This is a genomic window from Thauera mechernichensis, from assembly GCF_029588855.1.
Taxonomy (GTDB): domain Bacteria; phylum Pseudomonadota; class Gammaproteobacteria; order Burkholderiales; family Rhodocyclaceae; genus Thauera; species Thauera mechernichensis.
This window is the reverse complement of the sequence record NZ_JARQZE010000027.1, coordinates 19,238-30,123: the sequence shown is the minus strand read 5'-3', so window position 1 is coordinate 30,123 and position 10,886 is coordinate 19,238. Positions and strand designations below refer to the sequence as shown.

The 10,886-nt window shown below is 59.7% G+C and carries 13 protein-coding genes; all 13 read left to right on the top strand.

The features are described 5' to 3' along the window. Positions 1-296 precede the first annotated feature (296 nt). The 13 genes from P7F68_RS19245 to P7F68_RS19185 all read left to right on the top strand — a co-directional run bounded on the left by P7F68_RS19245 (position 297) and on the right by P7F68_RS19185 (position 10,883). On the top strand, positions 297-878 hold the full coding sequence (locus tag P7F68_RS19245) for a TrbM/KikA/MpfK family conjugal transfer protein (RefSeq protein WP_277835542.1): 582 nt from the start codon (positions 297-299) through the stop codon (positions 876-878). Then, entirely contained in the window at positions 879-1,535 is a 657-nt protein-coding gene (locus tag P7F68_RS19240) for a lytic transglycosylase domain-containing protein (RefSeq protein ID WP_277835541.1), read from the top strand. It begins immediately after the preceding gene. Continuing rightward, positions 1,535-3,517 (top strand): type I DNA topoisomerase, encoded by a 1,983-nt coding sequence (gene topA, locus P7F68_RS19235; RefSeq protein WP_277835539.1) that lies wholly within the window; start codon positions 1,535-1,537, stop codon positions 3,515-3,517. Before P7F68_RS19240 ends, topA begins: the two co-directional genes overlap by 1 nt. Positions 3,518-3,629: 112 nt before the next feature. Next, positions 3,630-3,896, top strand: a complete 267-nt coding sequence (locus P7F68_RS19230) for a hypothetical protein (protein WP_154717498.1) — start codon at positions 3,630-3,632, stop codon at positions 3,894-3,896. Beyond that, entirely contained in the window at positions 3,893-4,249 is a 357-nt protein-coding gene (locus tag P7F68_RS19225) for a TrbC/VirB2 family type IV secretion system protein (RefSeq protein WP_154717497.1), read from the top strand. The genes P7F68_RS19230 and P7F68_RS19225 overlap by 4 nt, the downstream gene beginning before the upstream one ends. Before the next feature lie 2 nt (positions 4,250-4,251). Next, positions 4,252-4,572, top strand: a complete 321-nt coding sequence (locus tag P7F68_RS19220) for a VirB3 family type IV secretion system protein (protein WP_154717496.1) — start codon at positions 4,252-4,254, stop codon at positions 4,570-4,572. Between the two features lie 32 nt (positions 4,573-4,604). After that, positions 4,605-5,075, top strand: a complete 471-nt coding sequence (locus tag P7F68_RS19215) for a hypothetical protein (protein WP_277835537.1) — start codon at positions 4,605-4,607, stop codon at positions 5,073-5,075. Continuing rightward, a complete protein-coding gene (locus tag P7F68_RS19210) occupies positions 5,076-7,520 on the top strand; it encodes a VirB4 family type IV secretion/conjugal transfer ATPase (protein WP_277835536.1) in 2,445 nt (814 codons plus the stop codon). Next, positions 7,520-8,200 (top strand): P-type DNA transfer protein VirB5, encoded by a 681-nt coding sequence (gene virB5 / locus P7F68_RS19205; protein WP_277835535.1) that lies wholly within the window; start codon positions 7,520-7,522, stop codon positions 8,198-8,200. Before P7F68_RS19210 ends, virB5 begins: the two co-directional genes overlap by 1 nt. A gap of 46 nt (positions 8,201-8,246) precedes the next feature. Beyond that, complete coding sequence (locus P7F68_RS19200; protein WP_154717492.1) at positions 8,247-8,486, top strand: hypothetical protein; 240 nt, start codon at positions 8,247-8,249, stop codon at positions 8,484-8,486. 3 nt (positions 8,487-8,489) lie between these two features. Continuing rightward, entirely contained in the window at positions 8,490-9,533 is a 1,044-nt protein-coding gene (locus P7F68_RS19195) for a TrbL/VirB6 family protein (RefSeq protein WP_277835533.1), read from the top strand. A gap of 142 nt (positions 9,534-9,675) precedes the next feature. After that, positions 9,676-10,092: a hypothetical protein gene (locus P7F68_RS19190; RefSeq protein ID WP_277835532.1), complete on the top strand. Its 417-nt coding sequence runs from the start codon at positions 9,676-9,678 to the stop codon at positions 10,090-10,092. Continuing rightward, positions 10,089-10,883 (top strand): VirB8 family type IV secretion system protein, encoded by a 795-nt coding sequence (locus P7F68_RS19185; RefSeq protein WP_277835531.1) that lies wholly within the window; start codon positions 10,089-10,091, stop codon positions 10,881-10,883. Before P7F68_RS19190 ends, P7F68_RS19185 begins: the two co-directional genes overlap by 4 nt. Positions 10,884-10,886: the final 3 nt, after the last annotated feature.

The window sequence follows — 10,886 nt, the reverse complement described above, 5'->3', positions numbered from 1 at the left end:
CCCCCAAAGAGCGCAGGCAAGTGGTGGCCTGGAAGGTGGCCAAAGGCCAGTCGCGCAGCGACCAAGGCGAATAGCCGCGCCTGGAACGGGCATCCCGGTTTTTCGCGCAGCGAAAAATGCCCCGGCCTATGCCTTCATCCTCTCAAGAATCCCTGCATCACAACCCCGTTTTGCACAAAATTGCAGCAACGATATTTTGATAGTCGAAGCCGCAAGATGTGCTATATTGCTTGCGCAAACTGTCAGAGTTTGTAACCCTCTCAACCAGTCAATCAGCATGCGAAGGAGATAGCGAAATGAAACTGCGAAGGCTCGTCCTGACTGCCACGCTTGGAGCCGCAATAACGGCCCCGGCGATGGCCCAAGAGGTTCTCGAAGGCGATACCCGGCTCGCTTGCGAAGCCATTCTCTGCCTGGCCACCGGCAAACCGCCGCATGAATGCCAGCCGTCCCTGCAAAAGTATTTCAGCATCACGGCCAAGAAGCTGTCCGACACGATTAAGAAGCGCCGGAACTTCCTCGATCTGTGCCCCGTGGCCAACCAGACGCCGGAAATGTCGGCGCTGGTCAATGCCATGTCGCAAGGCGCAGGCCGCTGCGATGCCAGTTCTCTGAACGCCACGTTGCGCAGTTGGGGCGGCGGCGACAACGACTATGTGTATATCGCCAACAGCATGCCGAGCTACTGCGCGGCCTACACGAACCACGCTTACACCGACTTGCAGGACACCAAGCCCCGTTATGTCGGCATCCCCGAGCGTGGCGGTTATTGGGTCGAGGCGGACAAGTACGACCAGGCCCTGGCGGAATACAACGAGCGCATCAGGCGCGAGGACGAAGAACGCCGACGCCAGGAAATGTACGGCGGGGGTGCCTGAATGGACTTCATCGCACTGGCCCAAGAGTGCGCCCCGTGGGTGGCGCACGAAACGATGGCGGCAATTGTCAGGACGGAATCCGCATTCCGGCCCTTGGCGATTGGCGTCAATGGCGGTGCGAGACTGGCCCGCCAGCCCGAGAACAAGGCCGAAGCCGTTGCAACAGCCGAATGGCTGATTGCCAACGGCTACAACATTGACATGGGCCTCGGCCAAGTCAATTCGGCCAACCTGCGCAAGACCGGCCTGACGGTCGAAGACGCCTTCGACGCCTGCAAGAACATTGCGGCGGCCGCAACGATTCTCCACTGGAACTATCAAGCGGCCAGTCGCAAGGTGCAGGGCGAACAAGCGGCGCTCCATGCGGCGCTGTCGGCCTACAACACCGGCTCTTTCACGCGCGGGTTTTCCAACGGGTATGTGCAGAAGGTGGTGAATAACGCCGGTGCCGCGTCAGCGGTGCCGGTGGTGGCACCCATTCCGCTCATGGGCGCGAAAGCGCCCAAGGCGGCCCCAAAGCCCGCGGTCAAGCCGCGCCAGGCGCAGGCCGCACCGGACGCGCCGGTGAGGCTGCAAGCCGAAGGCCAGCAAGCGGCCGAAGGCGACGGCGCGAGCGTGTATGGCGGCGGCTCAACCCAAAGCGTGATGGTGTATTGATGAAACTCATGATTATTGAGTCGCCCGGCAAGATAGCGAAGCTATCGGCCATCCTGGGCGACGGCTGGAAGATCGCGGCCAGCGTCGGGCATGTGCGCGACCTGCCGCAGAAGGAAATGGGCGTGGAAGCGCCCGATTTCAAACCGACCTATGAACTGACCGAACGCGGCTCTGACGTGGTGGCCAGGCTCAAGGGCCTGGTCAAAAACGCGGATACCGTGTATCTGGCCACCGACCCGGACAGGGAAGGCGAAAGCATTAGCTGGCACTTGCAGCAGTGCTTGAAGCTCTCGAACCCGCAGCGCGTCACGTTCAACGAAATCACGGCCAATGCCGTGAAGACGGCCTTGCTGCAACCAAGGTCGATTGACGTGCAGCGGGTGGCGGCGCAGGAAGCGCGGCGCGTGCTTGACCGGCTGGTGGGCTACATGGTCAGCCCGGAACTGAGCCGCCAGAGCGGCGAACGTCTTTCAGCAGGCCGGGTGCAAAGCCCGGCCGTGCGCCTGGTGGTCGAGCGCGAACGTCAGATTCGCGCTTTCAAGGTCACGAACCATTTCGGGGCCATGCTGTTTTTCGCGGACGCGAAAACCGAAAGTGAGTGGTCGGCCGAATGGCTCACGAAGCCCGACTTCGTGACGGATGACAACCCGTATTTCATGGACAGGGCTTTTGCTGCGGCCGTGGCCCAAGTGGGCGCGGTGGTGGTCAAGTCGTTCAACGAGGGCGAAGCGAAGCGCAGCCCGCCGCCGCCCTTCACGACTTCGACCATGCAGCAGGCCGCCAGCGTGGCCCTCGGGCTGAACCCCAAGGCCGCGATGGAAGCCGCGCAGAAGCTCTACGAGCAGGGCCACATCACGTATCACCGCACGGACAACCCGAACGTGTCGGATGACTCCCTGGGCGACATATACGCGGTGGCGGTCAAGCTCGGCCTGGACATGGCCGAATCGCCCCGGAAGTTCAAAGCGCCGGAAGGCGCGCAAGTGGGACACCCGGCCATCACGCCGACGCATTGGGACGTGGAAGAAGCGGGCGAAACCGAACAACAGCGGGCGCTCTACAAACTGATTCGGCTTCGTGCGATTGCCTGCCAGCTTGCGGACGCGCGCTATGCCGTGCGGACGGTGCGCCTGCAAGGCGCGCAGCCGGTCGATGGGAAGAACGTCGAGTTCGAGGCCAAAGGCCGAACGCTGACGTATTCCGGCTGGCTCAAGCTGGTGGCGGGCGACCAGACCGAAGACGAAGGCGAGGACGCCAAGGAACCCGCCAACCCGATTCCGCTTCTCGAAGCTGGCCAGCGCCTCGATGTGGCGCGCGGCAAGCTGCTGGAAAAGAAGACAAAGCCGCCGACGCGCTTCACCGAGGCCACCTTGGTGAAGAAGTTGGAGAGCGAAGGCATCGGCAGGCCCGCGACCTACGCGGCCATCATGGACAACATCGTTTCGCGGGCCTATGTCCGCGTCGAGAAGAAATACCTCGTGCCCACGCCTACCGGCGAACTGGTGGTAGATGCCCTGGTCGGGAAGTTCGGCTTCATCGACCTGGGCTTTACCCGCGAAGTGGAAGAAGACCTTGACCGCATCGCGCAGGGCCAGGCGGCCTACCGGGGCGTCATCAGGAAGGTGCATGAGCAGTTGCAGCGCGAGCTTGCAACGATGGAAGTTTCGGCCACTCCGAAACATCCCTGCCCCGAGTGCGGCAAGCCATTGCGGCGCATCAAGGGGAAAAGCGGGCACTTCTGGGGATGTTCAGGGCATCCCGATTGTTCTGTGACGTTGCCGGACGAAGGCGGCAAACCGGGACAACGGAAGCCGCAAGAAGTCTCGGCTTTCGCGTGCGCGAAATGCGGCAAGCCCCTGATTCATCGCACCAAGCCCGGCAAGGGCGGCTATGACTTTTGGGGTTGTTCTGGCTTCAAGGAAGGCTGCAAGGCCACCTATGAAAACAAGAACGGGAAGCCGGATTTTGACAAGGCGAAATGACTTTCCGCGACTTGGCGAAATACCATAAATTGCGACTTCAAAATAATATGTTTTGTGCTAGACTAAGGCCGTTGTCATCCAGTAAGCGAGGTGTGACCTGGGAAATGCCCACATGAATACCTTGAGCGAAGCGGAATTGCAGGACTTCATGCTGAACAAGGCCGTCAAGCGGCTGAACATCGTTCAGAACGATTCCGGCAAATACCAAATCATCGTGAATCTGACTTGGAAAGAAGGAGATTGGAATTTATTGACCACACGCAAAACCATCCGTGAATGGGCGAGCTTAGACAGGCTGGCACGCCACATTCGAGAGAACTACGGCATCCCGCCGTCCATCAGCCTTTCGCTTTATCAGTTGGAGAACTCAAGCAAATGAACATCACGACCCTTTACATGAACGCGAAGGCGGCTATTGCCGCCAACAAGATCGCCAAGATGGACGCCGACAAGAAGGCGGCCGGTTTCCTCATGCTGCTGGCCCTGGCCTTCGTCGCGGTCATGCCCGAAGTGGCAATGGCCGCGCCCTGGGACGGCGCAGCCGACAAGGTGCTGGAAATCTTCACGGGCGGCCTGACCCGCACGCTGGCGATCATCGCGGTGATTGCGTGCGGCATCGCGGCCATCGCGGGCAAGCTGTCGTGGGATTGGGCCATCAAGATCATCATCGGCATCGTGCTGATCTTCGGCGCGGCGGCCATCGTTGATTACGTCATTTCGGCTGCGTCTTAATCATGGAACAGGGCGCACAAGACGTTTACACCGACCCGCTGTTTGTCGGCTTGACGCGCCCCGCAACCATGTGGGGCATCCCGTATATCGCGTTCGTTGTCGAGTTCATGGCCACGACGCTGATATTTCTGGCAGTCGGCAACCCGCTCTATCTGCTGCTGGCCGTGCCGATTCACGGTGTCCTGTACCTCGTCAGCGCCAATGACCCCGGTGTCTTCTATTCCATCTTCATGTGGATGAAGACGCTCGGGCGCTGCCGAAACACGCGGTTTTGGGGAGCGGCGAGCTTTTCGCCGCTTCCGACCAAGAAATGGACTAAGTGATTTTCGCGGACGCGAAAACAGCGAGGACAGCTATGGACTATCACATTTACCTGGACGGCGAGAAGTGCGGCGAGCTGACCGACGCTGAAAACTTGCGTCTGCGGAAAGAGGCAAAAAGGGACGCGCGCACCTGGGGCGCGTTTCTTTTTGCCCAAGTGACCGGAACAGTAAGGTTCCTGACCTTCTATATCCGGTTGCTTGGTTCGGTCGGTGGCCTGGCGGTACTGATGGTGGCGATGTTCGCCCCGCAGTTCCAGCAGGCCATTCAAGGGCAAAGCGGCGAGGAAATCGCCCAAGCCATCCGGGCAGCGGCGATCTACCTGAGCGCATCGGGCGCAATGATCGCGGCGGCCTGCCTTGTCTTCGCCCCGCGCATGTTCGGTATCCCCGACGTGTTCGAGCGCGAGTTTCAACGGCGCGTGCGCCTGCTGAAAAACATCCGCCGTTATGGGCAATTGGAAGTTATCGGCTTCACGCTTCCAAGAACCGAAGGAGAGCAATAAATGGGCGCAGCATTCAAATACGCCGACGCATTGAAGACCGAAGAAATTTCGGCCGCATTCATTCCCTATTCGAGCCACGTCACTCGCAACGCGGTGAAGCTGGCCAGCGGCGACTACATCCAAGTTATTCGGATGCAAGGCGCTGCGCACGAAAGCGCGGACGTGCGGGACATCAATTCTTGGCACGACCAGTTAAACGGCTTCATGCGCAACATCGCATCGCCCCATGTAGCGGTGTGGTCGCACATCGTGCGGCGCGAGTATGGCGAATATCCGGGCGGCGAGTTCCAGCCCGGTTTCTGCCATGAGTTCAACGAGAAGTACCGCGAGCACATGGCGGGCGAGAAGATGCTGGTCAATGAGTTGTATGTGACCTTGATCTACCGCCCGGCCCCGATGAAGGCCGCCAAGCTGTTCGACTTCTTCGGGACGAAAGACCCGAAGGAGTTGCAGGAAAAGCAGCTTGACGAACTGGAAGCCCTGGACGAAGTGACGAACACGGCCCTGGCTGCGCTCGACCGCTACGAGCCGGATTTGCTCGGCTGCTACGAACACAACGGCCTGATGTTCTCCGAAGTGCTGGAATTCCTGGCCTTCCTGATTAACGGCGAGTGGCGGCGCTTCCCGCTGCCGCGCGCCGAAATCCGCGACATTCTGACCACCTCGCGGCCGTTCTTCGGTAAGGGTGGGCTGCTGTCCCTCAAGGGGCCTACGGCCACGCAATACGGCGGCATGCTGACGATTCAGGAATACCCGGCGATGACGTGCCCCGGCATCCTGAATGACCTACTCGGAATGCCCTTCGAGTTGGTCGTGACGCAATCCTTCACCTTCCTGTCCAAGCCGGTGGCCGTGGGCCGCATGAAGCGGCAACAGGCCCGCATGGTCAATGCCGGTGACGTGGCGGTGAGCCAGGTCGAAGACATTGACGATGCCTTGGACGATTTGACCTCCAACCGCTTCGTGATGGGCACGCACCATTTGAGCGTGTTTGTGCGGGCCTTCGATCAGAAGGCCCTGAACGAACACATCAGCGATGCAGGTGCGGTGCTGTCCGAAGCAGGCATGAAGTGGGCGCGTGAAGATTCCGGCATTGCCGGGGCCTTCTATGCGCAACTGCCTGGGAACTTCGATTACCGGGTGCGCGCTGGCGACATTACCAGCCGCAATTTCGCGGGGTTCAGCAGCTTCCACAACTACCCCATTGGCCGCATTCGCGGGAACCAATGGGGTGACGCCGTGATGATGTTCAAAACGACTTCCGGCGCACCGTATTACTTCAATTTCCACAAGGGCGAACAGGGCGCGGACGCCAAGAAGGCGGCCAAGCTCGACCCGAACCACAAGGACTTGGCCAACACGGTGGTGATTGGTAAGTCGGGGACGGGTAAGACCGTGCTGGAAATGGCTCTGCTGGCCCAAACGCAGAAGTTCAGCCAGCCCGACAAGGGCAAGGTGCTGTCGTGCGTTCTGTTCGACAAGGACTTGGGCGCGGCAGTGGGCGTGCGAGCGATGGGCGGGCGGTATTACCCGCTCAAGAACGGCCTGCCGTCTGGCTTCAACCCGTTCCAAATGGAACCGACGCCCAACAACATGACGTTCTTGGAAAAGCTGGTCAAGCAGCTTGTGAAGCATGAGGCATTGCCGATCACGCCCCGCCAGGAGCGTGAAATCAGCGATGCCATCCAAGGCGTCATGTCGGCCTCGAAGTCCAAGCGCCGCTTGCGCTCGGTGCTGGAATTCCTCGACCCCACGGACGAAAACGGCCTGCATGTGCGGCTCTCGAAGTGGTGCGGCAGCGGGCCGCTTGGCTGGCTGTTCGACAACGCCGAAGACACGCTTCGGCTGGACAACTGCACGATGGTGGGTTTCGACGTGACGGAGTTTCTGGACAACGACGCCACGCGCACGCCGACCATCATGTATCTGTTCCACCGGATTGAAAGCCTGATCGACGGCCGCCGCATCCCGATCTTCTTGGATGAATTCTGGAAGCTGCTGGATGACCCGGCCTTTGAAGACCTGGCGCAAAACAAGCTGGTGACGATTCGGAAGCAGGACGGCTTTTTGGTGATGTTCACGCAGTCGCCGAAACAGGTTCTCAAGTCGCCGATTGCCTACGCAATCATCGGGCAGACGGCCACCAAGATTTTCCTGCCGAACCCGGAAGCGGACTATGACGATTACGTCAATGGTTTCAAGCTGACGGAGCGGGAATTCCAGATCGTCAAGGAACTCGGCGAGAAGTCGCGCCAGTTCCTCATCAAGCAGGGACAAAACAGCGTGGTTGCGGAACTCAACCTACGCGGTTTTGACGATGAATTGGCTGTCCTTTCAGGCAACACGGCCACGTCATCACTGGCTGAAAAGCTGGTTGCGGAGTTGGGCGAAGACCCGGCAGTTTGGTTGCCTGAATTCCATCGCATTCGTAAAGGAGCATTCTGATGAAAGTGTTGAAGAAGTTTTTCGGGGCAATCGCCCTGGCCCTGGGCCTCGCGGCCGGGAATCCGGCGCATGCCGGTATTCCTGTGATCGACGGGGCAAACCTGGCCCAAGCCATCCAGCAAGTGGTGGCATGGGCAGAGCAGTATCAGCAGATGGTCGAGCAGATTCAGGAAATGCAGAAGGCATACAACAACCTGAGCGGCATCCGCAACATGGGCGATCTGGTGAATAACCCGCTTGCCCGGAAATACCTGCCCGACGAGTACCAAGAAATCCTGAGCAATGGCGTAGGCCAGTGGGAAGCGATTCGCAACGCGGCGAAGAAGTTCGAGATTGCCTCCACCAGCTTGGATGCCAGCAGCGATGCCGCCAAGGCGTTCGAGCAGGTCGCCAAGCAGGCCGCGCTGAATCGGGCAGGGGCCGAAGAAGCCTACAAGACGGCCAGCAAGCGTTTCCAAGACATTCAGGTGCTCTTGGACAAGGTGAATGCAGCGCCGGACGCCAAAGACATTGCCGACCTGCAAGGCCGCATCCAGGCCGAACAGGTCATGATGGCAAACGAGGCGAACAAGCTGCAAATGCTCGCCCAACTGGCTTCGGCGCAGAAGGATTTGCATAACCAGCAAGTCAATGAAATCGCCATGAAGTCGTCGAAGGGAGCCATGCCTTCGGGGTGGTAATTCAATGCGGTGCCCCTGCGGGGGCACCCGCTCTTAGGAGATTGCGATGAACAAGGGTTTTGGTCTGGTGGTTTTGGTGGCAGCGGTGCTTTTGAGCGCGTGCAGTGATGGGGTTCCGCATGTCGAAGACCCTCATCACCCGGTTGATGCGGACGGCAACCCGATCAAAGGCAGCGAGTTCCTGATGAAGTATTGCGCCGGGAAGTCGCACAACGAAACGTGCGCCAAGGTTGCAACGGCGGTAAGCGCCGATTCAACCAAGGGCGAGATGCCTAAAGGATGGTGATTCATGGCCGCAAGTAACTTCGGTTTTTACTCGCGCATGTTCACCGAACTGAGCAATGCGCTGACCAGCTATGTAAGCGACACCGCCAGTAGCGTTATCGGCGCGATCACGCCGGTGGCCACAACCCTTGTCACGATCTATGTGATGCTGTGGGGTTGGTCGATGATGCGGGGGGTGATTTCGGAGCCGATCACGGATGGGGTAGGGCGGATTGTCCGCCTGGCCCTCATCGTGGGGGTGGCCCTGCAATTAGGGCTTTACAACGGCTTTTTGGCTGATTGGCTGTGGAATGCGCCGGATTCCCTGGCTTCGTATGTTGGTGGGGACAACGGCACCAGCAACGCCAGCTATCTTGATACGCTCATGTCGAAGATGTACGACTTCGGCGATGCCTATTATCAGAAGTCGATGGCGAACAAAAATACGTTCGGCATCCCTGATATGGGCCTGTTGATTATGGCCTGGGCAATTTGGGCAGTTGCGGTTATTGCCACGGGCTACGGTGCTTTTCTGCTGGCCCTGGCCAAGATGGGCCTGGCCGTCGCCTTGGGCGTTGGCCCGATCTTCATCCTGCTGACGATCTTCGAGCCGACCAAGCGGTTCTTCGATGCCTGGATTGGCCAGGTGCTGAACTATGTGTTCTTGGTGATGCTCTCGGCCGCCGCGATCAAGCTCATCATGACGATCTTGGAAAAGTACCTGTCGGATGCTTCCGGCACGGTGCTGGCCGACCCGTCCCTGAACCAAGCCCTGCCCGCCATCGTGTTTTCGATCATCGGCGCGCTGGCCCTGGTGCAAATGCCCGCGATGGCCTCGGCGCTCGGCGGTGGCGTGGCCCTCGGCACCCTGGGCGCGGTCAGTTGGGCTTACGGCAAGACGCGCGGCGGCATGGCGGCCATGCGGCCGACGAACCTGCGCCGGTCTTACAACCGGGCACGCTCTGATGTTCGCATTGCTGGCAATGCGGCGAAGGCGGCAGCAGGCGCACCGATGGCTGTCTATCGGAAGATCACCGGGGGGACACGCAATCGCGTAGCACGCGGCTAGTGGCCAAAACAAGGCGGTTTTTCGCGGACGCGAAACCGCCTTTTTTATGCGCCCTGAATCCGCAAAATGATATGTGTTGCGCCTGCAATGTATGTTATATTGACGGCGTGACTTGACCGTTTTCGAGACTAGGAGTTTTTCTATGCGCTACATGCTTGGAGTCGTCGCAGCTTGCCTACTGGCGGGATGCGCAGGCTCTCCCCCGAAACCGCCGCTGCCCGAAGGTGAGTACCGGCCGATCAACATTCCAGCGGCCCCGGCCAGGCTGGACGTTTTCAATTTCGTCTATGAGGGGGACATTGTTGGAGTGCTGCCAGCACTCAAAACGGTGGCCCCTCAACTGAACGTCATGCCCACGCTCGGGCAAGCCACGCCTTTGCCCGTGCGCCTGAACCTGCAAGGGGTTCGCCTGGAAGACGCCTTGCGCGCCATCGGTGCGCAGGGCGGCGGGGTGGCTGATGTGGTGTGGAACACCACGCGGCACCAAGGCGGCAATCAAGTCTTCATCCGGTTCCGCGCGCCGGTGGAATCGGACGGCAACCAAAGGGGAATCGAATGAGCAAGAAGGTCGAGAAACAGGACTTCGAGAACTACTTGAAGGAAGCCCGTACCTGGGAAACGGACAAGGTGCGGGAAATCGAGAAGTCGAGAAAGGCCGCCTGGTGGGTGGCCATCGGCTCGGGTGTCACGGCGATTGCCTCGGTATTCGCCGTGTCGGCCATGATGCCGCTCAAGACGGTGGAGCCGTATGTCATCCGCGTGGATAACTCCACGGGGATTGTCGATGTGGTCGAGGCCCTGACGGACGGCAAGACCAACTACGACGAGGCCATGAATAAATACTTCGTGCAGTGGTATGTCCGCTACCGCGAAGGCTATTCCAAGGAATTGGCCGAAGACTACTACTACAACGTCGGCCTCATGTCGAGCACGACAGAGCAGCAGAAGTATTTTCAGTTCTTCAATCCGAAGAACCCGCTTTCGCCGTTGGCCGTCTATGGCGATTACGCCAAGGTCAAGATCGGCATCAAGAGCACGTCTTTCATCAATCCCACGGTGGCCCTGGTGCGCTACACCAAGGAGATCGAGCGCGGGCTTGATAAGCCGATCATCACGCATTGGGCAGCTACGGTAACGTTCCGCTACACCAAGGCACCGATGGCCGAAAAAGACCGGGGCATCAACCCGCTTGGCTTCCAAGTGGTTGAGTACCGGAATGACCCTGACGCGCTGGCCCCGGCGGCAACCCCGGTTGCAGCCGTCGCGCCCGTGGCCTCGGCTCCCGCGCCTTCCGTGACGGTTTTCCCGACCACGGAAGCCCGGCCCGCCGTCCCGGCGATTCAGCAGTAAGGG

Bases quoted from the DNA above. Each gene is read 5' to 3' on its own strand.
- P7F68_RS19245 (WP_277835542.1), top strand. From the start codon at position 297: ATGAAACTGCGAAGGCTCGTCCTGACTGCCACGCTTGGAGCCGCAATA.
- P7F68_RS19240 (WP_277835541.1), top strand. From the start codon at position 879: ATGGACTTCATCGCACTGGCCCAAGAGTGCGCCCCGTGGGTGGCGCAC.
- topA (WP_277835539.1), top strand. From the start codon at position 1,535: ATGAAACTCATGATTATTGAGTCGCCCGGCAAGATAGCGAAGCTATCG.
- P7F68_RS19230 (WP_154717498.1), top strand. From the start codon at position 3,630: ATGAATACCTTGAGCGAAGCGGAATTGCAGGACTTCATGCTGAACAAG.
- P7F68_RS19225 (WP_154717497.1), top strand. From the start codon at position 3,893: ATGAACATCACGACCCTTTACATGAACGCGAAGGCGGCTATTGCCGCC.
- P7F68_RS19220 (WP_154717496.1), top strand. From the start codon at position 4,252: ATGGAACAGGGCGCACAAGACGTTTACACCGACCCGCTGTTTGTCGGC.
- P7F68_RS19215 (WP_277835537.1), top strand. From the start codon at position 4,605: ATGGACTATCACATTTACCTGGACGGCGAGAAGTGCGGCGAGCTGACC.
- P7F68_RS19210 (WP_277835536.1), top strand. From the start codon at position 5,076: ATGGGCGCAGCATTCAAATACGCCGACGCATTGAAGACCGAAGAAATT.
- virB5 (WP_277835535.1), top strand. From the start codon at position 7,520: ATGAAAGTGTTGAAGAAGTTTTTCGGGGCAATCGCCCTGGCCCTGGGC.
- P7F68_RS19200 (WP_154717492.1), top strand. From the start codon at position 8,247: ATGAACAAGGGTTTTGGTCTGGTGGTTTTGGTGGCAGCGGTGCTTTTG.
- P7F68_RS19195 (WP_277835533.1), top strand. From the start codon at position 8,490: ATGGCCGCAAGTAACTTCGGTTTTTACTCGCGCATGTTCACCGAACTG.
- P7F68_RS19190 (WP_277835532.1), top strand. From the start codon at position 9,676: ATGCGCTACATGCTTGGAGTCGTCGCAGCTTGCCTACTGGCGGGATGC.
- P7F68_RS19185 (WP_277835531.1), top strand. From the start codon at position 10,089: ATGAGCAAGAAGGTCGAGAAACAGGACTTCGAGAACTACTTGAAGGAA.